The sequence below is a fragment of the Pseudomonas sp. TYF_14 genome, from assembly GCF_043105275.1.
Lineage (GTDB): Bacteria > Pseudomonadota > Gammaproteobacteria > Pseudomonadales > Pseudomonadaceae > Aquipseudomonas > Aquipseudomonas alloputida.
Window position 1 is genome coordinate 41,941 of the sequence record NZ_JBICLK010000032.1, and the last position, 23,610, is coordinate 65,550.

The following is a 23,610-nucleotide window of genomic DNA, read 5'->3' on the forward strand; positions in this document are numbered from 1 at the left end:
AAGCTGCAAGCTGCCTGGCGTTGGCATTGCTGCCCGCGTCACAGCTTGCAGCGGCGGTGGCTGCTCTTTCTTGCAGCTTGAAGCTTGTGGCTTGCAGCTTGTGGGTTGCAGCTGCATCCAGTCACCGGAGGGACCATGAGCTACGTTATAGACCGACGCCTGAACGGCAAGAACAAGAGCACGGTCAACCGCCAGCGCTTCCTGCGGCGGTACCGCGAACATATCAAGAAGGCCGTCGAAGAGGCGGTGAGCCGCCGTTCCATCATGGATATGGAACATGGCGAGCAGATCAGTATTCCCGGGCGCGACATCGACGAACCGGTCTTGCATCATGGTCGTGGGGGCAAACAGACCATCGTGCATCCTGGCAACAAAGAATTCACTGCCGGTGAACACATCCCACGGCCACAAGGCGGTGGAGGTGGCGGCGGTCGCGGCAAGGCCGGCAATTCCGGCGAGGGCATGGACGAGTTCGTCTTCCAGATCACCCAGGAAGAATTTCTCGAATTCATGTTCGAAGACCTTGAGCTACCCAACCTGGTCAAACGTCACCTGACTGGCGCCGACACCTTCAAGACTGTTCGCGCCGGCATCGCCAACGAAGGCAACCCGTCACGCATCAATATCGTGCGCACCCTGCGCTCGGCCCATGCCCGGCGTATCGCCCTGACCGGCAGCAGCCGCGCCCTGCTGCGCGAAGCACAAAAGGAACTCGATCGCCTGCGGGTCGAAGAGCCGGACAATTTCACCGATATCCAGGAAGTCGAACAGGAAATCGAGCGCCTGAAGGCACGTATCAACCGCCTGCCCTTCCTCGACACCTTCGACCTCAAGTACAACCTGCTGGTCAAGCAACCCAACCCCAGCTCGAAGGCAGTGATGTTCTGCCTGATGGACGTATCCGGTTCGATGACCCAAGCCACCAAGGACATCGCAAAGCGCTTCTTCATCCTGCTGTACCTGTTCCTCAAGCGTAACTACGAGCGCATCGAAGTCGTGTTCATTCGCCACCACACCAGTGCCCGGGAAGTCGATGAAGAAGAGTTCTTCTACTCGCGGGAAACCGGCGGCACCATCGTCTCCAGTGCCCTAAAGCTGATGCAGGAGATCATGGCCGAGCGTTACCCGGCCAGCGACTGGAACATCTATGCCGCGCAGGCTTCTGATGGCGACAACTGGAACGACGACTCACCCATCTGCCGCGACATCCTCTCCAAACAGATCATGCCGCATGTGCAGTACTACACTTACGTTGAGATCACCCCCCGTGAACACCAGGCGCTGTGGTATGAATACGAGCGTATCGGAGATGCTTTCCCCGACACGTTCGCCCAGCAGCAGTTGGTATCGGCCGGCGATATCTACCCGGTCTTCCGTGAACTCTTCCAGCGCAGGTTAGCCACATGACCGCCAGAGCACAGAGACGCCAACCCATTTCCACTGGGTCCGAGTGGACGTTCGAGCTGATCCAGACCTACGACCGGGAAATCAGCCGCTTGGCCGAGCGTTACGCCCTGGACACCTACCCCAACCAGATCGAGGTCATCACTGCCGAACAGATGATGGACGCCTACGCCTCGGTCGGCATGCCGCTGGGCTACCACCACTGGTCCTACGGCAAGCAGTTCCTCAGTACGGAAAAGTCCTACAGCCGCGGCCAGATGGGCCTGGCCTACGAGATCGTAATCAACTCCGACCCTTGTATCGCCTACCTGATGGAAGAAAACACCATGTGCATGCAGGCACTGGTGATTGCGCACGCCTGCTACGGCCATAACAGTTTTTTCAAAGGCAATTACCTGTTCCGTACCTGGACTGACGCCAGTTCGATCATCGACTACCTGGTGTTCGCCAAGCAGTACATCGCCCAGTGCGAAGAGCGCCACGGCATCGATGCTGTGGAGGACTTGATCGACTCCTGCCATGCCCTGATGAACTACGGTGTCGACCGCTACAAGCGGCCTTACCCTATTTCTGCGGAAGAAGAGCGGCGCCGGCAACAGGAGCGCGAAGAGCATCTTCAGCGTCAGATCAACGACCTTTGGCGGACAATTCCGAAAAACGCCGAAAAGGGTAACGACCGCGATGAGGGGCGCTTCCCCGCCGAACCGCAGGAAAACATCCTGTATTTCATCGAGAAGAACGCCCCACTGCTCGAACCCTGGCAGCGTGAAGTAGTGCGCATCGTGCGCAAGATCGCCCAGTACTTCTACCCGCAGCGCCAGACCCAGGTCATGAACGAGGGTTGGGCAACCTTCTGGCACTACACCCTGATGAACGACCTGTACGACGAAGGGCTGATTACCGAAGGCTTCATGATGGAGTTCTTGCAGTCGCACACCAGCGTGGTGTTCCAGCCCGGCTTCGACAGCCCGTACTACAGCGGCATCAACCCCTACGCACTGGGCTTTGCGATGTACACCGACATCCGCCGCATGTGCGAAAACCCCACCGAGGAAGATCGCCACTGGTTCCCCGAAATTGCCGGCAGCGACTGGCTTTCTACCATCAAGTTCGCCATGAGCAGCTTCAAGGACGAGAGCTTCATCCTGCAGTACCTGTCGCCCAAGGTGATGCGCGACCTCAAGCTGTTCAGCATCCTCGATGACGACCAGCGCGACGACCTGCTGGTGCCCGCCATCCATGATGAGGCCGGCTACCGGGTGATTCGGGAGCAGCTGGCAGCGCAGTACAACCTGGGCAACCGTGAACCGAACGTTCAGATCTGGAGCGTCGACCGCCGCGGAGACCGCTCGCTGACCCTGCGACACCAGCAACACAACCGCAAACCGCTGGGCGACTCGACCGACGAAGTGCTCAAGCACCTGCATCGCCTGTGGGGCTTCGATATCCACCTGGAGACCGTGCAAGGCGAGCAAGTGATGAGTACTCACCACATGCCGCCACGCGGCGAACATAGCGAAAGCGCCGACTACGGCCGCATGGACCTGGCTGTTATCCACCACCTCTGATGCAACCCCATGCCTGCCGACGGGTTATCCTGTCGGCAGTTATGGAGAGCTGCACATGCACATCTACAAAGTTGGCGGCGCCGTGCGCGACCGTTTGCTCGGCCGCCCTGTCAGCGATATCGACTGGCTGGTGGTGGGCGCCACCGTCGAAGAAATGCTAGCAAATGGCTATCGGCCGGTGGGAGCCGATTTCCCGGTGTTCCTGCACCCGAAAACCGGTGAGGAATACGCCCTGGCGCGCACCGAGCGCAAGAGTGGGCGAGGCTACGGCGGGTTCACTTTTCACGCCAGCCCCGACGTTACCCTGGAAGAAGACCTGATCCGCCGCGACCTCACCATCAATGCGATGGCCGAGGATGAGGCGGGCACAGTCTACGACCCCTACCAAGGCAAGAACGATCTGGATCAACGCCTGCTACGCCATGTTTCCCCGGCATTCGCCGAAGATCCTTTGCGGGTGCTGCGCGTTGCACGCTTTGCTGCCCGTTACGCACCACTGGGGTTCCGGGTTGCCGATGAAACCTTGGCGCTGATGCGCCAGATCAGCGCCTCAGGCGAACTGCAGGCACTCACTGCCGAGCGCAGCTGGAAGGAAATCGAGCGCGCGCTGATGGAAGTGCAACCGCAGGTATTCTTCAAGGTGCTGAGCGCGTGTGGGGCCCTGCAGGAGCTGCTGCCTGAGCTCGATGACGGCTCCCGGACATTGGCGGCGCTGGAGCAGGCGGCGGCGCACGAACAACCGCTGAACGTGCGCTGGGCCTGCCTGTTGCGGGGGTTGCCACCGACATCGATCAAAGCCGTCAACCAGCGCCTGAAGGCACCGCGAGAGTGCCAGGAACTGGCCATGCTGACCGGGGAATGCCTGGCGCAGGGTAATCAGGCGCTCGAACTGCCTGCCACGGCACTGCTGGAGCTGTTGCAGAAATTCGATGTTTACCGACGGCCGCAGCGATTTGAGGATTTTTTGACCGTTTGCGAGATGGCGGCGCGGGGCGATGGCGAGCAGGGTTACCCACAGGCCGATTACCTGCGAGGCGCAGCAGCGGCGGCGCGAGCGGTGGATGTGAAGCCGTTGGTGCAAGCCGGGCTGACCGGTCAGGCACTGGGCGAAGCACTCAAAGGTGAACGGCTGAAAGCGCTCGAGGCTTACCAGCGCGGTTAGACCTACCGGCCTCTTCGCGGGTAAACCCGCTCCTACAGGGGGCACACATCAGAGGTTGGGCTCAGCCCGTCGTAGGAGCGGGTTTACCCGCGAAGAGGCCGATACAGGCTCAAGCGGGCGTCAACTGCAACCCGCGCCACTCAAAGGCCACGGGGGCCAGTACCTGATCGATCTGCGCTTCCTGCCACAGCTGCGCCATGCACTTGCCCACACCCGGATGCACCAGGTCGGGCGCCAGCAACGACAGCGGCCACAGCACAAAAGCGTTCTTCAGAATCTCGGCCCGGGGCAATACCAGCCCATCGAAGGTACCGTGCAAATCGTCATACATCAGCACGTCGATATCCAGCGGCAACCCTTTGCGGTCCGGTGCATAGCGGCCATTGTCGGCCTCGATGAACTTCAGCCGGCGGTCCAGCTCGATCAACGGCAACGCGGTTTGCCCCGTCACCACGAAGTTGATGAACGGCCCGCTCTTGATGCCCACCGCCTGGCTTTCGAAGGCCGGCGAACAGCGCATGTCAGTCAGGATGCCAGCCAACGCATCGAGCCCGGCGCACAAATGCGCCTCACGGTCGATGTTGCTGCCCAGGCCCAGGTAAACCGTGCTCAGAGACATCCGCGCTCGATCTCCACGCCAACACCACCACGGGCCGCCGGCACCGCGCCCGGCTTGGTCAGCTTCAAGCGCACCCAGGGGATGTGGAACTCGTCCATCAGGGTTGCCACCAGGCGCTCGGCAAATGTCTCAACCAGCTCGAAACGGGCCTGTTCGGCAAACGCCTGGATGCGCGCCGACACACTGGCGTAATCCAGCGCCAGGTTCAGGTCGTCTCCGGCGGCGGCCGGGCGGTTGTCCCAGGCAAAGCTCAGGTCCAGGCGCAAGCACTGGCGAATATCCCGCTCCCAGTCATAGGCACCGATGACGGTATCGACTTCCAGGCCTTCGATGAACACTCTGTCCAAGCACTTCTCTCCACAGCACGACAAGGGCGACTGGCGCCGTTAGAATCAGGGCGTCCTCGCCCGGAATAGTTAGCATGTTTTGGTTACTGGCGTTGCTCGCCTACCTGCTCGGCTCGCTGTCCTTCGCCATTGTTCTCAGCCGCCTCTCGGGCAGCCCGGACCCGCGTTCCGGCGGCTCAGGCAATGCCGGCGCCACCAACATGCTACGCCTGGCAGGCCGTAAACTGGCGATCCTGACCCTGCTTGGCGACCTGTGCAAGGGCCTTTTGCCTGTATTGCTCGCCCGCGCTGCCGGGCTGGACCTGCACGCGCAGGCCTGGGTGGGCATATGCGCAGTGCTGGGCCACCTGTTCCCCCTGTACTTCCGTTTCAAGGGCGGCAAGGGCGTGGCGACGGCTGCCGGCATGCTCATGGCCCTGTACTTTCCGGCCGCGCTGCTGGCCATCGGCGCCTGGCTGCTGACCTTCTACCTCACGCGCACCAGCTCACTGGCCGCGCTGATTGCCACGCCACTCACCTTGCCATTGCTGGCCTGGCGCGAGCCCGAAGCCCTGCTACCGATCAGCGTACTGACAGTGATGATCGTGTGGCGCCACCGCAACAACCTGCGCGACTTGTTTGCAGGGCGCGAACGGCACTTCTGAACCTTCGACGCGCTGCCTTACAGCGGCGGCAACTGCTCCATCGGCCAGCGTGCCTGCACGCTGATCGCCAGGTCTTGCTGCTGCCCCGCCAGCAGGCGCTGGCAACCGGCGTAGGCGATCATCGCACCATTGTCGGTACAGAATTGCGGACGCGCGTAGTACACGTTGCCCTTGATGCTACCGAGCATGTCCTCCAGGGACGCGCGCAGGGCCTTGTTGGCACTCACGCCACCCGCGATGACCAGCCGCTTGAGGCCGGTCTGCTTGAGCGCCCGCTTGCACTTGATGGTCAAAGTCTCCACCACCGCCTGCTGGAATGCCAGGGACAGGTCGCAACGGGTTTGCTCACTGTCGTCGCCAGCATTCTTGCATTGCTGCCAGGTGTTCAGGGCGAAGGTCTTGAGGCCACTGAAGCTGAATTCCAGGCCTGGCCGATCGGTCATTGGCCGCGGGAACACGAAGCGCCCAGGCACACCTTGCTCGGCCAGACGCGCGATTTCCGGACCACCAGGATAATTGAGGCCGATCAGCTTGGCGGTCTTGTCGAACGCTTCACCGGCAGCATCGTCCAGGCTTTCGCCCAACAGTTCGTACTGACCGATGCCATCGACCCGAACCAGCTGGGTATGTCCACCGGAAACCAACAAAGCGACGAACGGAAACTCTGGCGGGTTTTCTTCCAGCATGGGTGCCAGCAGGTGACCCTCCATGTGGTGCACACCGATCGCCGGGATGTCCCAGGCAAAGGCCAGCGCCTGGGCGCAGGAAGCGCCCACCAGCAAGGCGCCGACCAGGCCGGGGCCTGCGGTGTAGGCGATGGCGTCGATTTCGGTGGCAACGCAACCTGCCTCGTCCAGCACCTGGCGGATGAGCGGCAGCATGCGCTTGACGTGATCACGCGAGGCAAGCTCGGGCACCACGCCGCCGAAGACGCGGTGCAGGTCGATCTGGCTGAACAGTGCGTCGGCCAACAAACCGCGTTCACTGTCGTATAATGCGACGCCGGTTTCGTCGCAGGATGTTTCCAATCCCAGTACTAGCATGGGCTCGTCCCTTGTGGGGGCTGAATTCGAAGCCGCGCATGATAGTCCCCGTGTCGGGTGCCGACCAGCGGTTTTCGATCAGAGGCTTTGCATTCCGGCTTGCTAAGGGTTAACATCCGCAACCCTTGAAAACCGACGTTCTCCAGCACACCTTTGTTTTGCCAGGAGCACGTCTACCCCGGTAATGAATTAAGGTAGCCCTGGATGCCAGCCGTCAAAGTTAAAGAGAACGAACCCTTCGACGTAGCTCTGCGTCGTTTCAAGCGCTCCTGCGAAAAAGCCGGTGTACTGGCTGAAGTTCGTAGCCGCGAGTTTTACGAGAAGCCGACCGCAGAGCGTAAGCGCAAAGCAGCTGCTGCTGTTAAGCGTCACGCCAAGAAAGTTCAGCGCGAACAGCGCCGCGCCGTTCGTCTGTACTAATACAGGCGTTCAACGCAAAGCTTCTGCCCTGCCCGGCTAACCCCCGGGCGATGGCAGTGGTCGTTTCAAACTTGAGCAGCTAGCTCAAGGCCCTGCACAAGCTTCATGCGAACTGCATCATGGGCAACCTGCCTGAAACGTCAGAGCTGGTCCTCCTTGCTGTATGACCAGACGTGCACGTCCGACTGACGAGCCCTTAAGGGCTGGCGACGAGCACACATTCCCTCGCACTTCCCCAAGCAGCACTCGCCCCCTTCGGCGCGTGAGCGATTAGACTTGCCAGTTGCCAGATAACGAGACTGCCATGGCCGGGCTGATTCCCCAGAGTTTCATTGACGACCTGATCAACCGCCTCGACATCGTCGACGTGGTGAGTTCGCGCGTCCAGCTGAAAAAAACCGGCAAGAACTACTCGGCCTGCTGCCCGTTCCACAAAGAAAAAACCCCGTCCTTCACGGTCAGCCCCGACAAGCAGTTCTACTACTGCTTCGGCTGTGGCGCCGGTGGCAACGCCTTGGGCTTTGTCATGGACCACGACAACCTGGACTTCCCCCAGGCCGTCGAGGAACTGGCCCGCGCCGCCGGCATGGAAGTGCCCCGCGAGCAAGGCCGCCGCGACCAGAAGCCGCGCCAGCCCACTGACTCGCCACTGTACCCGCTACTGGACGCCGCCTCGGAGTTCTACCGCCAGGCCCTGCGCAGCCACCCGTCCCGCAAGGCAGCGGTGGACTACCTCAAGGGCCGCGGCCTGTCCGGGGAAATTGCCCGCGACTTCGGCCTGGGCTTTGCCCCGCCCGGCTGGGACAACCTGCTCAAGCACCTGGGTGCCGACACCCTGCAGCAGAAGGTGATGATCGATGCCGGCCTGCTGATCGAGAACGCCGAGAGCGGCAAGCGCTACGACCGCTTCCGCGACCGGGTGATGTTCCCGATACGTGACAGCCGCGGGCGCATCATCGCCTTCGGTGGCCGGGTGCTCGGCGACGACAAGCCCAAGTACCTGAACTCCCCGGAAACCCCGGTTTTCCACAAGGGGCAGGAGCTGTACGGGCTGTACGAGGCGCGCAAGCACAACCGCAACCTCGACGAGATCATCGTCGTCGAGGGCTACATGGACGTCATTGCCCTGGCCCAGCAAGGCCTGCGCAATGCCGTGGCCACCCTTGGCACCGCCACCAGCGAAGAGCACCTCAAGCGCCTGTTCCGCGTGGTGCCCAGCGTGCTGTTCTGTTTTGACGGCGACCAGGCCGGGCGCAAGGCCGCCTGGCGCGCACTGGAATCGACATTGTCGAACCTGCAGGACGGCCGTCGCGCGCGCTTCCTGTTCCTGCCCGAAGGCGAAGACCCGGACAGCCTGGTGCGCGCCGAAGGTACCGACGCCTTCATGGCCCGTATCAACCAGCATTCCCAACCGCTGGCCGACTACTTCTTCGAGCAACTTGGCGTAGAAGCCGACCCGCGCTCGCTGGAAGGCAAGGCGCATATGGCGACCTTGGCCGCACCGTTGATCGAAAAGATCCCCGGCGCCAACCTGCGTCAGCTGATGCGCAACCGCCTGAAGGAAATCACCGGCCTCGACCCGCAGCAGGTCGAGCAGCTGGCGCAACAAGCGCCGGCGACCAGCAGCATGCCGGACTACGACCCTGGCTACGATTACGACGCCATGGCCAGCTACACCCCCGACTACGGCGACATGCCGCAGCACGACTATGCCCCCGTTCATCAGGAGCAGGCATGGAAGCCCAACAAGGGGGGCAGCAAGAAGCCGTGGAGCGACAAACCCTGGGACAAGAACCGCAAGGGCGGCAAGCCCTGGCAGCAACGCGACGAAGCGCCTCCCCGCGTGCCAGCGCCGGTCGAGCCGCCCACGCTGGCCGCCCTGCGCACCCTGCTGCACCACCCACTGCTGGCCGGCAAGGTGGAAGATGCCAGCCACTTCGCCGACGAAGAACACCTGTACAGCCAGCTGCTGGTGGCATTGATCGAAGCCGCGCAGAAAAATCCTGGGCTAAGCTCAATGCAGTTGATCGCACGTTGGCATGGCACCGAACAGGGCCGCCTGCTACGCGCCCTGGCGGAAAAGGAATGGCTTATCGTGGCCGACAACCTTGAACAACAGTTTTTCGACACTATAACTAGCTTGTCCGCCCGCCAACGCGAGCGCAGCCTGGAACAACTGCTCAGGAAATCACGTCAAAGCGAATTGACCAGCGAGGAAAAAACCCAGCTCCTCGCCCTGCTGAGCCGAAATGTTCCCGCACAAACGCCGACCTCATCTGGCGCGTGAGGCCCATGCTCGGGTATAATCCTCGGCTTGTTTTTTGCCCGCCAAGACCTTCAGTGGATAGGGTGTTATGTCCGGAAAAGCGCAACAGCAGTCTCGTATCAAAGAGTTGATCACCCGCGGTCGTGAGCAGGGCTACCTGACTTACGCGGAGGTCAACGACCACCTGCCTGAGGATATTTCAGATCCGGAACAGGTGGAAGACATCATCCGCATGATCAACGACATGGGGATCAACGTATTCGAGAGTGCTCCGGATGCGGATGCCCTTCTGTTGGCGGAAGCCGACACCGATGAAGCCGCGGCCGAAGAAGCCGCTGCTGCATTGGCGGCAGTTGAAACCGATATCGGCCGCACGACCGACCCGGTGCGCATGTACATGCGCGAAATGGGTACTGTCGAGCTGCTGACCCGCGAAGGCGAGATCGAAATCGCCAAGCGTATCGAGGAAGGCATTCGTGAAGTCATGGGCGCTATCGCCCACTTCCCGGGCACTGTCGACTACATTCTCGGCGAATATGACCGCGTCACCACCGAGGGTGGCCGCCTGTCGGACGTTCTCAGCGGTTACATCGACCCTGACGACAACATTGCCGCGCCAACCGAAGAAGTGCCGATCCCAGGTGCTAAGGCCGCTGCGGCGAAGGAAGAGTCCGACGACGACGAAGAAGAATCCGAAAGCGGTGACGACGAGGAAGAGGCCGAGAGCGGCCCGGATCCGGTAGTCGCAGCCCAACGCTTCGGTGCGGTATCCGATCAGCTTCAGGCAACCTCCAAGGTCCTGAAGAAAAATGGTCGCAACCACAAGGAAAGCATCGAGGCCCTGCAGGCCCTGGCTGACCTGTTCATGCCGATCAAGCTGGTACCAAAGCAGTTCGAGGTACTGGTCGAGCGTGTACGTGATGCCCTGAACCGTCTGCGGCAGCAAGAACGCGCCATCATGCAGCTCTGCGTACGTGACGCCCGCATGCCGCGAGCCGACTTCCTGCGCATGTTCCCAAGCAACGAAACCGACCAGACCTGGAGCGGTGACCTGGCCAAGCGCAACACCAAGTGGGCTGCCGCCCTGGGTGAAAAGAACGCTGCCATCGTCGCTTGCCAGCAGAAGCTGATCGACCTTGAGACCGAAACCGGCCTGACCGTTGCCGAGATCAAGGAAATCAACCGTCGCATGTCGATCGGTGAAGCCAAGGCCCGCCGCGCCAAGAAAGAAATGGTCGAGGCGAACCTGCGTCTGGTGATTTCCATCGCTAAGAAGTACACCAACCGTGGCCTGCAGTTCCTCGACCTGATCCAGGAAGGCAACATCGGTCTGATGAAAGCGGTGGACAAGTTCGAATACCGTCGCGGCTACAAGTTCTCGACCTATGCCACCTGGTGGATCCGTCAGGCGATCACCCGTTCGATCGCCGACCAGGCACGCACCATCCGCATTCCGGTGCACATGATCGAGACGATCAACAAGCTCAACCGTATTTCCCGCCAGATGCTGCAGGAAATGGGTCGCGAACCGACTCCGGAAGAGCTGGGCGAGCGCATGGAAATGCCTGAGGACAAAATCCGCAAGGTATTGAAGATCGCCAAAGAGCCGATCTCCATGGAAACCCCGATCGGTGACGACGAAGATTCGCACCTGGGCGACTTCATCGAGGACTCGACCATGCAGTCCCCGATCGACGTGGCCACGGTCGAAAGCCTCAAGGAAGCCACCCGTGACGTGCTCTCGGGCCTGACCGCACGTGAAGCCAAGGTGCTGCGCATGCGTTTCGGTATCGACATGAACACCGACCACACCCTCGAAGAGGTGGGCAAGCAGTTTGACGTAACGCGTGAGCGGATCCGTCAGATCGAAGCGAAGGCGTTGCGCAAGCTGCGCCACCCGACTCGCAGCGAGCACCTGCGCTCCTTCCTCGACGAGTGATGACAAAACCCCGGCCCAGGCCGGGGTTTTTCTTTAGTGGCCCGTGACATAAAGCCCGCCTTCCGTTGCACACCTGCGGCAATGCCCGTCTACACTCGACTTCAGACCACCTGAGTGCGAGGCTGCCATGTCCTTGAAGCCGGCCATTCTGTTGCTGATCCTGATTTTGTGGAACACAACGGCCGGCGCCCTGACCCTGACAGATGAGGAGAACGCCTGGCTGGCTGCCCACCCGCAGCTGAAACTTGGCGTAGACGCCTCTTGGCCACCGTTCGAGTTTCGCGACCAGGAGGGCCGGTACCAGGGATTGGCCGCCGACTACATCGCCATGATCCAGCAGCGCCTGGGCGTGACGTTCAAACCGGTCGAACCCAGCAGCTGGACCGAGGTGCTGGCGCAGGCGCGGGAAAGCCGTATCGACCTGCTGCCCGGCATCATGTCCACCCCCGAACGCCAGGGCTTCCTGGCTTTCACTCGCCCGTACCTCGACTTCCCCATTGTGATCCTCGCGCACAAAGGCGGCGCACAACCGCGCAAGCTGGCTGACCTGTACGGCCTGAAAATTGCCGTGGTCGAGAACTACGCCCCGCACGAGTTGCTGCGTACCCACCACCCGGACCTCAACCTGGTTGCCCTGCCAAACGTCAGCTCCACGCTGCAAGCCCTGGCCACCGACCAAGTGGATGCCGTGGTCGGCGACCTCGCTTCCAGTATCTGGAGCCTGCGCCAACTCAAGCTCGACGGCCTCTACGTCAGCGGCGAAACGCCCTACCGCTACCAGTTGGCGATGGCCGTTCCCCGCGACAAGAGCGTGCTGGTCGGCATCCTCGACAAAGTGATGGCCGACATGAGCAGCAGCGAAATCAGCCAGATCCAGCAACACTGGGTGGGCAATGTGGTCGACCAGCGGATGTTCTGGTCCGACCTGCTGGTGTATGGCCTGCCAACGGTGCTGCTGCTGATGGCTGTGCTGGCAGTGGTCATTCGCATCAACCGCCGGCTCAGCTCGGAAATTTCCCGGCGCATCGCCCTTGAGCAAGAACTGCGCAGCAGCGAGTACCACTACCGCGGCCTGGTCGAGAGCCTGTCAGCCATCGCCTGGGAAGCCGATGCCAACGACTTCACCTACAGCTACGTTTCACCCCATGCCGAAGACCTGCTTGGCTACCCATTGAGTGACTGGCTCAGGCCCGGTTTCTGGCGCAGCATCCTGCACCCGGAGGACGCGCTCTGGGCTCAGGCCTACTGCGACAGCGAGACCGCAGCGGGGCGCGACCACAGCCTGGACTACCGGGTGATCCGGGCTGACGGTCAGCCCCTCTGGGTACGCAATATCGTCAGCATGATCGAGCACGGCCACCAGCCAGTGATGCGCGGGCTGATGATCGACATCAGTGAAACCAAGCGCACGGAGGACGCCCTGCGCCTGTCCGAACAGAAGTTCGCCTCGGTATTCCAGCAGTGCCCCGATATCTTGCTGATCGCTCGCCACAGCGATGGCTGCCTGCTGGAGGTGAACGAGGCTTTCGAAGAGCAGATCGGACTGCCCCCAGACCAGGTCATTGGCCGCACTGCCACCGACCTTGACCTGTGGGGCGTAGAGGGCAGTGGCCCGGTCCTGCTTGAAAGGTTGCACCAAGGTGGTATCCGTAACCTGGAAATGAGCTTCCGCCGCAGCAACGGCCAACTGTTCACTGGCCTGACTTCGGCTGAAACCTTCGAACTGGACGGCACGCCCGCGCTGGTAGTGGCAGTACGCGACATCAGTCAGCTCAAGGAGACCCAGCAGCAGCTGCAAACTTCAGAAGAAAAGTTCGCAAAGGCTTTCCACGCCTCGCCCGACGGCCTGCTGCTGTCGCGCCAGAGCGACGGTTTGCTGCTGGAGGTGAACGAAGGCTTCTGCCGCCTCACCGGCTACGACCTCAACCCAACCATCGACCAGACCTCGCTGGACCTGGGCATCTGGGTCGACCTCAACGAGCGCAAACGCCTGGTCGACCAGCTCAACCGGGACGGCTTCGTGCGCGACTTCACCTGTCATATCCGCCGCAGCGACGGGCAGATCCGACTGTGCGAGCTGTCCGCCCGGCCCCTGCCGATTACCGGCGTCGACTGCATGCTGACCATCGCCCGCGACATCACCGAGCGTCACCTGATGCAAGAAAAACTGCAGCTGGCCGCCACGGTGTTCGAGAACACTGCCGAAGGGGTGCTGATTACCGACATTGACCAGCGCATCAGTGCCGTCAACCGCGCCTTCAGCGAAATCACCGGCTACAGCGAGATCGAGGCCCTCGGCCAGACCCCGCGCCTGCTCGCCTCTGGCCAGCACGACAGCGCTTTCTACCTGGCCATGTGGCACCAGCTTACCGCCGAGGGCCACTGGCAGGGCGAAATCTACAACAAGCGCAAGAACGGCGAACTTTACCCAAGCTGGCTGACCATAAGCGCCGTGCGCAACAGCGACCGCGAGATCACCCACTTCGTGGCGGTTTTTGCAGACATCTCCAGCATCAAGCACGCCCAGGCCAAACTCGACTATCAAGCCCACCACGACCCGCTGACCGGCCTGCCCAATCGCACCTTGTTCGAAAACCGGCTACAGGGCGTACTCACCTGTGCGCAGGTGTCCAACCGCCAGGGCGCAGTGCTGTTCCTGGACCTCGACCGCTTCAAGCACATCAACGACAGCCTTGGCCACCCGGTCGGCGACCTGCTGCTCAAGGGCATCGCCCAGCGCCTGAAAGAGCAGGTACGCGACGTTGACACCGTAGCCCGCCTGGGTGGCGACGAGTTCATCATTCTGCTGCCCGGCTTGCACAAGCCCAGTGACGCCAGCACTATCGCCAACAAACTACTGGCCTGCTTCAACGCACCGTTCCAGGCCGGCGAGCATGAGTTTTTCACCAGCGCCAGCATCGGCATCAGCCTCTACCCACAGGATGGCACCGACGTCTCCACACTCATCCGCAACGCCGACGCCGCCATGTACCGCTCCAAGGCCAAGGGCCGCAACCGCGTCGAAGCCTACACCCGCGACCTCACCGCCCAGGCCAGCGAGCGCATCGCCCTGGAGCATGAGCTGCGCCGGGCCGTCGAACGCAACGAAATGAGCCTGTGCTTCCAGCCCAAGCTCAGCCTGAAGACCCAGAGCCTGGTGGGTGCCGAAGCGCTGATCCGCTGGAGCCACCCGACCTTTGGCGAGGTACCGCCGGAACACTTCATCCACTTGGCGGAAGAGAACGGCACCATCCTGCAGCTCGGCGACTGGGTACTGGAGCAAGCCTGCCGGCAGATGCAGGCCTGGAAGCAGCACTACCAACCCTTCGGCCCGCTGTCGATCAACCTTGCCGGCGCCCAGCTGCGCCACCCGCACCTGGCACGGCGCATCGAACAACTGCTCAAGCACCATCAGCTGAAGGCCGGTGACCTGCAGTTGGAAATCACCGAAAACTTCATCATGAGCCAGGCAGAAGAGGCCCTGGCCGTGCTGTACCAACTGAAGAAACTCGGCGTACAGCTGGCCATCGATGACTTCGGCACCGGCTATTCCTCGCTCAGCTACCTCAAGCGCCTGCCGCTGGACATCCTCAAGATCGACAAGTCGTTCATCCGCGGCCTGCCCGACGATCCACATGACGCCGCCATTGCCCGGGCGATCATTGCCCTGGGCCGCAGCATGCAGCTGACCATCATTGCCGAAGGCGTGGAGAACCAGGCCCAGCAACGTTTTCTGGCGGCCGAGGGCTGCGAGCAGATCCAGGGCTACATCGTCAGCCTCCCGCTACCACCAGAGGAATTCGCGGCCGCGTTTCTTCGCATAGCACTATCGGATCTTTCAGATGGCACAGGTGCGAAACCCTCGTTATAATCCGCCCACTTACTGAGGGCCTATAGCTCAGTTGGTTAGAGCAGAGGACTCATAATCCTTTGGTCCACGGTTCGAGTCCGTGTGGGCCCACCAGATACGACAAAGCCGCGCGATTGCGCGGCTTTTTCATGCCCGCAAGAAATAAATGGTCAGGGGCGCGTACATCCAGCGCAGCGGCGCCGAGCGCATGACCTTGGAAGTAGCGCTAAAACGGTATCTCAGCGAAATCAGCCCCACCAAGAAGCCGGTCACCCAGCGCGCCGATAATCGCGGAAAGGTGCCCTATCGATACTTCAAGCCAAACACCCTAGCTTGAGGATCGGACAATGAGCCGAATAGCCGCCATTATCAGCTCACAAAATGAGCCGAATAGGCTCGCTAATCGGCTCACAGATGAGCAAGCCCCATGAATGAACCTGGGCCTGCCCCGTGACAACGGACGCCAGGAAGCTGGCTACAGAGCCAACTGCCTCAAGCCTTTGCGTATTCGTTCGGTGCGCTCATCACTAACGCGGCGCCTGGGCTAAACGAAGGAGGCCGCACCACTGCACGTTCCAGTCCATCGGGCGATGGCCATCAACCATGGGCAAACCCATAAGAACCCTCCCAGCCTGCTCCACCATCCCCTCTGCCAACGTCCGCAAATGTACCGCTGTTGGTTAATCCCCTCCCGGACGCATCTCGACCTGCCGTGGGTTGTAGAAGGTCATGCCAGGCGGAATATCCCGCGTAACCAACGACATCGCGCCGATCACTACGTCATCGCCAATGTCGATGCGATCAGCAACGATGCAACTGTTGGCGCCCATGCTCACGTTGTCACCAATGCGCAGTGCGTACTCCTGCAACCCCAGGGTCTTGATGCCGATCGAGCAGTTCTGCCGGATGAAGAAGTTGCGCCCGATGCTGACGTACCGGGTAATCACCACCCCCGGCAGGTGCGCGATGCGCAGGCCAGGGGCAATCTGGGCGCCGATGTCGATGTCCACCCCATACTTGAGGTTGAGCCGCTGTTGCATGCGCCGGGCGTGACGCCGGGCAAGGCCGCCGCGGGCGTCGAGGTACTGGGCCAGGCGATAGGCGAAGAGGAAACGCAGTTTGTTGTCCTTGCGTGCGCGGCGCAGCACGTTGAACAGCAGGCTGATAGGGCGTCCGGGCCTTTTCTTGTTGGAGACTTCCAGTCGCCAGCATTCGAGCAGGTGGTCAAGGTTCACGCTGAGGTTCCCGTTGGACTAGCGCTTCATCATGCCGAATTAGTGCCGAAGACGCAGCCTTCGGACATGCACGGCCGTTCTAACCCAAAGTGCCAAGCCGACGCCGTCAACGGTGATCGACTGTACCTGGCCTTGCCCTGATTGGCACAGGCTGGCTAGGCTAGCGGGCCAACCGTAGAGACTCGCCATGTCGGATTCCCGCTCCATCACGCTGGATGAAATCGATCGCCAGCTGATCGCCCTGCTGCAGATCAACGCCCGCGAAAGCGTCGCCACCCTCGCCCGCCAGTTGGGCATCGCCCGCACCACCGTCAATTCGCGCCTGGAGCGGCTGGAGAAAAACAAGGTTATCTCTGGCTATGGCGTACGCCTGGGCCAGAGTGTGATAGGCGGCGGGTTGCAAGCGTATGTCGGGATCAAGGTGCAGCCACGCTCCGGCAAGGACGTGGTGCGGCGCCTGAGTGCCATGGGCCAGGTGCAGCAGCTGTGTGCGGTAAGCGGCGAATTCGACTATGTCGCCTGGCTGCGTACGGACTCGCCCGAGCAGCTGGATCAGTTGCTCGACCAGATTGGCAGTGTCGACGGGGTGGAGAAAACCACCACGTCGATCATTCTCAGCAGCAAGGTGGACCGTGGACAGCCGCTTTGAACGGGCTGGCGCTCGGGTGGGTTATCGATGAGGCCTGTTGTAGGAGCGGGTTTACCCGCGAATGGGGCAGAGAATCTACCGACGCATTCGCGGGTGAACCCGCTCCTACAAAGGGCCAGGGCGGTTTTTGAACTACCTCGACCGCCTCCTCGTCTTAATGAACATGACTTTAATCATTACGACGAAACTAACTACATTCAGACAACACTCTGCACCTTAATTACGAACACCCCACTCCCTAAAATGACAGCCGGGCATCTCCTATACTCAGGCTCCGCTCCTCGCGCAGCCTCTCTGGCAAGGTCATTTCATGAACAAGAAGAACCGCCACCCCGCCGACGGCAAGAAGCCGATCACCATTTTCGGCCCGGACTTCCCTTTTGCTTTCGACGACTGGCTGGAACACCCGGCAGGCCTGGGCAGCATTCCGGCTGAGCACCATGGGGAAGAGGTGGCCATTGTCGGTGCCGGTATCGCCGGCCTGGTAGCGGCCTACGAGCTGATGAAGCTGGGCCTCAAGCCGGTGGTGTACGAGGCTTCCAAGCTGGGCGGCCGGCTGCGCTCGCAAGCCTTCAATGGCACTGACGGGGTCGTTGCCGAGCTGGGTGGCATGCGCTTCCCGGTGTCGTCCACCGCCTTCTACCACTACGTCGACAAGCTGGGCCTGGAGACCAAGCCCTTCCCCAACCCGCTGACCCCGGCTTCGGGCAGCACGGTGATCGACCTGGAAGGCCAGACCTACTACGCCGAGAAGCCCACCGACCTGCCGCAACTGTTTCATGAGGTAGCCGACGCTTGGGCCGATGCTCTGGAGAGCGGTGCGCAGTTCGCCGATATCCAGCAGGCCATCCGCGACCGTGATGTACCGCGCCTGAAGGAACTCTGGAACAAGCTGGTGCCACTGTGGGACGACCGCACCTTCTACGACTTCGTCGCCACCTCGCGCTCTTTTGCCAAGCTGAGCTTCCAGCACCGCGAAGTGTTCGGCCAGGTCGGTTTCGGCACCGGCGGTTGGGACTCGGACTTCCCCAACTCGATGCTGGAAATCTTCCGCGTGGTGATGACCAACTGCGACGACCACCAGCACCTGGTGGTCGGGGGCGTGGAACAAGTGCCACAAGGCATCTGGCGCCACGTACCGGAACGCTGCGTGCATTGGCCAGAGGGCACCAGCCTGAGCACGCTGCATGGCGGCGCACCGCGTACCGGGGTCAAGCGCATTGCCCGCGCCGCCGATGGCCGCCTGGCGGTCACCGACAACTGGGGCGATACCCGCCACTACAGCGCAGTACTCGCCACCTGCCAGACCTGGTTGCTGACCACCCAGATCGACTGCGAGGAATCGCTGTTCTCGCAAAAGATGTGGATGGCCCTGGACCGTACCCGCTACATGCAGTCGTCGAAAACCTTCGTCATGGTCGACCGCCCGTTCTGGAAGGACAAGGACCCGGAAACCGGCCGTGACCTGCTGAGCATGACCCTCACCGACCGCCTCACCCGCGGCACTTACCTGTTCGACAACGGCAACGACAAGCCCGGGGTGATCTGCCTGTCGTACTCGTGGATGAGCGACGCGCTGAAGATGCTGCCGCACCCGGTGGAAAAGCGCGTACAACTGGCCCTGGATGCGCTGAAGAAGATCTACCCGAAGACCGATATCGCCGGGCACATCATCGGCGACCCGATCACGGTTTCCTGGGAGGCCGACCCGTACTTCCTCGGCGCCTTCAAAGGCGCGCTTCCGGGCCATTACCGCTACAACCAGCGCATGTACGCGCACTTCATGCAGCAGGACATGCCGGCGGAGCAGCGCGGTATCTTCATTGCCGGTGACGACGTGTCATGGACCCCCGCCTGGGTTGAAGGCGCGGTGCAGACGTCGCTGAATGCGGTGTGGGGTATCATGAACCACTTTGGTGGCCACACCCACCCCGACAACCCCGGCCCGGGCGATGTGTTCAACGAAATCGGCCCGATCGCCCTGGCGGATTGAGACAAGGAGGCACCATGCGCATCGCTCTGTACCAGGGCGCACCCAAGCCACTGGATGTGCCCGGCAACCTGCAACGGCTGCGCCACCAGGCGCAGTTGGCAGCCGACCGCGGCGCACAGTTGCTGGTGTGCCCGGAGATGTTCCTGTCCGGCTACAACATCGGCCTGGCCCAGGTCGAGCGCCTGGCCGAGGCCGCCGATGGCCCGGCAGCCATGACCGTGGTGGAGATCGCCCAGGCGCACCGCATCGCCATTGTCTATGGCTACCCAGAGCGCGGCGATGACGGGGCGATCTACAACAGCGTGCAACTGATCGATGCGCATGGCCGCAGCCTGAGCAATTACCGCAAAACCCACCTGTTCGGTGAACTGGACCGCTCGATGTTCAGCCCTGGTGCGGACCACTTCCCGGTGGTGGAACTGGAAGGCTGGAAGGTTGGCCTGCTGATCTGCTACGACATCGAGTTCCCGGAGAACGCCCGACGCCTGGCGCTGGACGGCGCCGAGCTGATCCTGGTGCCGACGGCGAACATGACGCCGTACGACTTTACCTGCCAGGTGACCGTGAGGGCACGGGCGCAGGAAAACCAGTGCTACCTGGTATATGCCAACTACTGCGGCGCGGAAGACGAGATCGAGTATTGCGGGCAGAGCAGCATCATCGGCCCGGATGGCAGCTTGCTGGCCATGGCCGGGCGGGATGAGTGCCAGTTGTTGGCAGAGCTTGAACATGAGCGGGTGGTGCAGGGGCGCAGGGCGTTTCCCTACCTGACCGATTTGCGCCAGGAGCTGCACCTGCGTAAAGGCTGACAAGGGCCGCTATGCGGCCCATTCGCGGGCACGCCCGCTCCCACGGGATTTGCGCTGCCTTTCATACCGGCGCCATACCCGCGAAAAGGCCGGGCCTGCAAACAAATCGGTTAGCATGGAGAGCAGCCACCGGAGCCCCCATGCCTGACGCCATCCGCCAACTCACCCTCGCCAACGGCTTGCAACTGACCCTGCGCCACGCCCCGCGCCTCAAGCGCTCGGCCGCCGCACTGCGGGTGCACGCGGGCAGCCACGACGCACCTGCCAAATGGCCCGGTCTGGCGCACTTCCTCGAACACCTGTTCTTCCTCGGTACCCCGCGCTTCCCGCTGGAAGACGGCCTGATGCGCTACGTGCAAGCCCTGGGCGGCCAGGTCAACGCCAGCACGCGCGAACGCGCCACCGACTTTTTCTTCGAGGTGCCACCCAACGCGCTCGGTGGCGGTCTCGAGCGCCTGTGCCAAATGCTGGCAGAACCGGATCTGGGCATCGAACGCCAACGCCGTGAACGCGAAGTGATCCATGCCGAATTCATCGCCTGGTCGCGCAATCCAACGGCCCAACAGCAGTTCGCCTTGCTGCAGTCAGTGTCAGCCAGGCATCCACTGGGCGCTTTTCATGCTGGCAATCGATACACCCTGGCCTTGCACGATGCGGCCTTCCAGCAAGCGCTTGCGGGCTTTCATCAACGCTTCTACCAAGGCGGCCAGATCTGCCTGAGCCTTTGCGGTCCGCAGCCGCTGGATGAACTTGAACGCCTTGCCCGGCAGCAGGCCGAACTGTTCGCTGCAGGTGAGCGCGTGCCGCAAATACTGCCGCCGCCACTGCCAGCAATGGCTAGCGCTTTGACCTTCACGCACCAAAGCCTCCCCAGCGGTGCCGAGCACGCCCTGGAACTGCTGATCGCTTACCTGGAGGACAGCCGCCCAGGTACCTGGCTGGGCGCGCTTCGCGAGCGTGGCTGGCTACGACGTTTCACAGCCGAAAGGCTGTATGCGTTCGCCGGTCAGCTGCTGTGGCACCTTGACCTGAAGCTCAGTGCCGACGCTTGCCCGGACGAAGCCAGCGCCCTGCTGCAAGGTTGGTTCAGGTTCATCCGTCAGGCCGACCGCGAACAGTTGAACCATCAATTCGGCTTACTGCAGCACAGCCGAGCGCACAGTGCCAGCGCGCTCGAGTTGGCCCGCCGGGACAGCACTGGCCAGCCGTTCGCCAAGCTGGATACCCAAGGGTTGCAGGCGCTTGGCGCCCTGCTGGAAAGCCTGCCAGGTGCCGACCATGGCGATTGGCAGCTGCTGCCAGTCGACCCATTACTGAAGGCTGACCTGCCCCATGCCAAGGCGCAACCGCTGCCGGCAGCGCTGAAGATCAGTGACCAGCTTCCGCCCGCGCGTCAATTCGCAGCGCTGTACCTGCGCTGGCATGTACCTTCACCTATGCGCCAGCCGTTACAGCGTGTGCTGGAACAGGCCCTGGCGCCACTGCAGGAACGTTGTGACCGCGCCTCCGTGCAACTGCAGTACAGCAGTGCCGGGGAATACTGGCAGTTGCACTGCGCCGGCCTGCCAGCAGCAGTGCTGCGGGCAGTGGAACAAGCCTTGGCCTTGATGCTCAAGCCACCTGCCAGTTGCTGGCTGCCCTGCACGGCGCTGCCCCCGGCCCTGATCCCCATCAGGGCCCTGCTCAAGCAACTGCCAGACGCGGTACGGGGTAGCCTGCCCGCAGCGGTGCCTGCCTGCACGCTGACCCAGCAGCAACTCGACAGCCTGTGGCTGCACACCGAGTGGCATGGCATGGCCGCAGGCTTCGAGGATACCGCGCTAAAGGCCTTGGGCGCTGCGCTGGAACAGTGCCCTGGGCAAGGCTCGCGACCTGGCCCCCTGCCAACCTGGGCAAACCACCGCTGGCAGCATGTTCAAGTGCCAGGCAGCGAACATGCCCTGCTGCTGTTCTACCCGTTGCCTGCTGCCAAAGAGGCCGCAGGCCGCCTGTTAGCCCAATTGCTGCAAGGGCCGGTTTACCAGCGCCTGCGGGTAGACTTGCAACTCGGCTACGCGGTGTTCAGCGCCTTTCGTCAGGTCGAGGGGGTCGGTGGGCTGCTGTTCGGCGTGCAATCCCCCCACACCGATCAGGCACAGGTGCTCGACCACCTGCTCAACCTGCTGCGCCATGGCGTCACCCTTGACCCGGCCGCTCGCCAGGCATTGGCTGGGCAATTCGACGAGCCCGCCATGGCCAATGCCGATGTCGCCGAATGGGCGTGGCAGACACACTTGGCCACACAAGCCGATCGGCTGGATGTGCTGCGCAGGTCTATCCTGACTACGCGGCAGACGGATCTGGACCACCTGCTGAGCGCCCTGCTCGACCCAGGTTCCGCTTGGCTATGTTTGGCCAACGCTGCCGCGCCAGACACTTCCTGGCAGAGCGAAAATCGATGATCATTACGCGAACTGCAACGGCGCTTCTCGAATAATTAACCTTCCGGTTCAAATTTTTCTTGTAAGATAGCGCAATCCCGTTTTCACGGAACTGCCAACGCATGGCGGTACCCAAGTAGTAGCTGAACAACCCAACCCTCATTCGGAAGGAGTAATTCCATGTGGACCAAACCTGCATACACTGACCTGCGTATCGGCTTCGAAGTCACCATGTACTTCGCTAACCGCTAAGCCAGGCTTAGGGTTTCACGCCTCGGCCTGCCGGGGCGTTTTCGTTTTTTCGATCCGGTTTCTGCATAGAGAGTGGCCATGTACATCCAGGTTCTCGGCTCCGCCGCCGGTGGCGGGTTCCCGCAGTGGAACTGCAACTGCGTCAACTGCAAGGGCTACCGTGATGGCACCCTGAAAGCCACGGCGCGCACCCAGTCATCCATCGCCCTGTCCGACGACGGTGTGCACTGGATATTGTGCAATGCCTCGCCCGACATCCGCGCCCAACTGCAAGCCTTTGCGCCGATGCAGCCGGCCCGGGCACTGCGCGACACCGGTATCAACGCCATCGTCCTGCTGGACAGCCAGATCGACCACACCACCGGCCTGCTCAGCCTGCGCGAAGGCTGCCCGCATCAGGTGTGGTGCACGGACATGGTCCACCAGGACCTGACCACCGGTTTCCCGCTGTTCAACATGCTCAGCCACTGGAACGGTGGCCTGAAGTGGAACCGTATCGAGCTGGAAGGCAGCTTCGTGATCGACGCCTGCCCCAACCTCAAGTTCACCCCCTTCCCCCTGCGCAGCGCCGCGCCGCCCTACTCACCGCACCGCTTCGACCCGCACCCGGGCGATAACCTGGGTTTGATGGTCGAAGACACCCGCACCGGCGGCAAGCTGTTCTACGCCCCGGGCCTGGGCCAGGTAGACGAAAAGCTGCTGGCGATGATGCACGGTGCCGACTGCCTGCTGGTCGACGGCACTCTGTGGGAAGACGACGAAATGCAGCGCCGTGGCGTGGGCACCCGCACCGGCCGCGAGATGGGTCACCTGGCCCAGAACGGCCCTGGCGGCATGCTGGAAGTGCTCGACGGCTTCCCGCGCCAGCGCAAGGTACTTATCCACATCAACAACACCAACCCGATTCTCGATGAAAACTCCCCCGAGCGCGCCGAAGTCCTGCGCCGGGGCGTCGAAGTTGCCTTCGATGGCATGAGCATCGAGTTGTAA

General features: G+C 62.0%; 18 protein-coding genes, 1 tRNA gene and 1 pseudogene. 16 read left to right on the top strand and 4 right to left on the bottom strand.

Annotated elements, in window-relative coordinates:
- The first annotated feature begins 135 nt into the window (after positions 1 to 135).
- From ACF8O8_RS09310 to ACF8O8_RS09320, 3 genes are read left to right on the top strand one after another with little or no spacing between them, the layout of a single operon-like run.
- Positions 136 to 1,407 carry a YeaH/YhbH family protein gene (locus ACF8O8_RS09310; protein WP_003255564.1) on the top strand — a complete coding sequence of 424 codons (1,272 nt, stop codon included), beginning with the start codon at positions 136 to 138 and terminating at the stop codon, positions 1,405 to 1,407.
- A complete protein-coding gene (locus ACF8O8_RS09315; RefSeq protein ID WP_010951740.1) occupies positions 1,404 to 2,972 on the top strand; it encodes a SpoVR family protein in 1,569 nt (522 codons plus the stop codon). Before ACF8O8_RS09310 ends, ACF8O8_RS09315 begins: the two co-directional genes overlap by 4 nt.
- Before the next feature lie 55 nt (positions 2,973 to 3,027).
- The gene (locus tag ACF8O8_RS09320; RefSeq protein ID WP_010951739.1) at positions 3,028 to 4,134 is read left to right on the top strand and encodes a multifunctional CCA addition/repair protein; all 1,107 of its coding nucleotides are present in this window, start codon (positions 3,028 to 3,030) and stop codon (positions 4,132 to 4,134) included.
- Between the two features lie 109 nt (positions 4,135 to 4,243).
- On the opposite strand, the gene folK is transcribed toward ACF8O8_RS09320, so the two are convergent.
- Both folK and folB read right to left on the bottom strand, forming a co-directional pair.
- The gene (gene folK / locus ACF8O8_RS09325; protein ID WP_010951738.1) at positions 4,244 to 4,753 is read right to left on the bottom strand and encodes a 2-amino-4-hydroxy-6-hydroxymethyldihydropteridine diphosphokinase; all 510 of its coding nucleotides are present in this window, start codon (positions 4,751 to 4,753) and stop codon (positions 4,244 to 4,246) included.
- Entirely contained in the window at positions 4,744 to 5,100 is a 357-nt protein-coding gene (folB, locus tag ACF8O8_RS09330) for a dihydroneopterin aldolase (RefSeq protein ID WP_004576188.1), read from the bottom strand. Before folB ends, folK begins: the two co-directional genes overlap by 10 nt.
- Positions 5,101 to 5,174: 74 nt before the next feature.
- Here folB and plsY point away from each other — a divergent pair, with 74 nt between their 5' ends.
- On the top strand, positions 5,175 to 5,744 hold the full coding sequence (gene plsY, locus ACF8O8_RS09335) for a glycerol-3-phosphate 1-O-acyltransferase PlsY (protein WP_392509579.1): 570 nt from the start codon (positions 5,175 to 5,177) through the stop codon (positions 5,742 to 5,744).
- 17 nt (positions 5,745 to 5,761) lie between these two features.
- Here the strand turns inward: plsY and tsaD are convergent, their stop codons facing one another.
- Complete coding sequence (gene tsaD / locus ACF8O8_RS09340) at positions 5,762 to 6,787, bottom strand: tRNA (adenosine(37)-N6)-threonylcarbamoyltransferase complex transferase subunit TsaD (protein WP_010951736.1); 1,026 nt, start codon at positions 6,785 to 6,787, stop codon at positions 5,762 to 5,764.
- Between the two features lie 204 nt (positions 6,788 to 6,991).
- Between tsaD and rpsU the strand changes: the two genes are divergently transcribed.
- The 6 genes and pseudogenes from rpsU to ACF8O8_RS09370 all read left to right on the top strand — a co-directional run.
- On the top strand, positions 6,992 to 7,207 hold the full coding sequence (rpsU, locus tag ACF8O8_RS09345; protein ID WP_003255575.1) for a 30S ribosomal protein S21: 216 nt from the start codon (positions 6,992 to 6,994) through the stop codon (positions 7,205 to 7,207).
- A 304-nt stretch (positions 7,208 to 7,511) separates the two neighbouring features.
- Complete coding sequence (dnaG, locus tag ACF8O8_RS09350; protein ID WP_010951735.1) at positions 7,512 to 9,494, top strand: DNA primase; 1,983 nt, start codon at positions 7,512 to 7,514, stop codon at positions 9,492 to 9,494.
- 67 nt (positions 9,495 to 9,561) lie between these two features.
- Positions 9,562 to 11,412 carry an RNA polymerase sigma factor RpoD gene (gene rpoD, locus ACF8O8_RS09355; RefSeq protein WP_003255578.1) on the top strand — a complete coding sequence of 617 codons (1,851 nt, stop codon included), beginning with the start codon at positions 9,562 to 9,564 and terminating at the stop codon, positions 11,410 to 11,412.
- A gap of 127 nt (positions 11,413 to 11,539) precedes the next feature.
- The gene (locus ACF8O8_RS09360) at positions 11,540 to 15,283 is read left to right on the top strand and encodes an EAL domain-containing protein (protein ID WP_392509580.1); all 3,744 of its coding nucleotides are present in this window, start codon (positions 11,540 to 11,542) and stop codon (positions 15,281 to 15,283) included.
- Positions 15,284 to 15,299: 16 nt separating this feature from the next.
- Positions 15,300 to 15,376 (top strand) — tRNA-Ile (locus ACF8O8_RS09365).
- A gap of 52 nt (positions 15,377 to 15,428) precedes the next feature.
- Positions 15,429 to 15,548, top strand: a pseudogene (locus ACF8O8_RS09370) (site-specific integrase); the annotation flags it as partial.
- 394 nt (positions 15,549 to 15,942) lie between these two features.
- Here ACF8O8_RS09370 and ACF8O8_RS09375 read toward each other — a convergent pair.
- Positions 15,943 to 16,497: a serine acetyltransferase gene (locus tag ACF8O8_RS09375; RefSeq protein ID WP_003255582.1), complete on the bottom strand. Its 555-nt coding sequence runs from the start codon at positions 16,495 to 16,497 to the stop codon at positions 15,943 to 15,945.
- A 187-nt stretch (positions 16,498 to 16,684) separates the two neighbouring features.
- On the opposite strand from ACF8O8_RS09375, the gene ACF8O8_RS09380 reads away from it, so the two are divergent.
- From ACF8O8_RS09380 to pqqB, 6 genes are all read left to right on the top strand, one after another.
- On the top strand, positions 16,685 to 17,146 hold the full coding sequence (locus ACF8O8_RS09380) for an Lrp/AsnC family transcriptional regulator (RefSeq protein ID WP_003255583.1): 462 nt from the start codon (positions 16,685 to 16,687) through the stop codon (positions 17,144 to 17,146).
- 310 nt (positions 17,147 to 17,456) lie between these two features.
- Entirely contained in the window at positions 17,457 to 19,139 is a 1,683-nt protein-coding gene (locus ACF8O8_RS09385; RefSeq protein WP_392509581.1) for a flavin monoamine oxidase family protein, read from the top strand.
- A 14-nt stretch (positions 19,140 to 19,153) separates the two neighbouring features.
- Positions 19,154 to 19,948 (top strand): carbon-nitrogen hydrolase family protein, encoded by a 795-nt coding sequence (locus ACF8O8_RS09390; RefSeq protein ID WP_010951731.1) that lies wholly within the window; start codon positions 19,154 to 19,156, stop codon positions 19,946 to 19,948.
- A 140-nt stretch (positions 19,949 to 20,088) separates the two neighbouring features.
- The gene (gene pqqF, locus ACF8O8_RS09395) at positions 20,089 to 22,389 is read left to right on the top strand and encodes a pyrroloquinoline quinone biosynthesis protein PqqF (RefSeq protein WP_392509582.1); all 2,301 of its coding nucleotides are present in this window, start codon (positions 20,089 to 20,091) and stop codon (positions 22,387 to 22,389) included.
- 159 nt (positions 22,390 to 22,548) lie between these two features.
- Positions 22,549 to 22,620, top strand: coding sequence for a pyrroloquinoline quinone precursor peptide PqqA (pqqA, locus tag ACF8O8_RS09400; RefSeq protein WP_003243383.1), 72 nt, complete (start codon positions 22,549 to 22,551; stop codon positions 22,618 to 22,620).
- Between the two features lie 78 nt (positions 22,621 to 22,698).
- The gene (gene pqqB, locus ACF8O8_RS09405) at positions 22,699 to 23,610 is read left to right on the top strand and encodes a pyrroloquinoline quinone biosynthesis protein PqqB (protein ID WP_392509583.1); all 912 of its coding nucleotides are present in this window, start codon (positions 22,699 to 22,701) and stop codon (positions 23,608 to 23,610) included.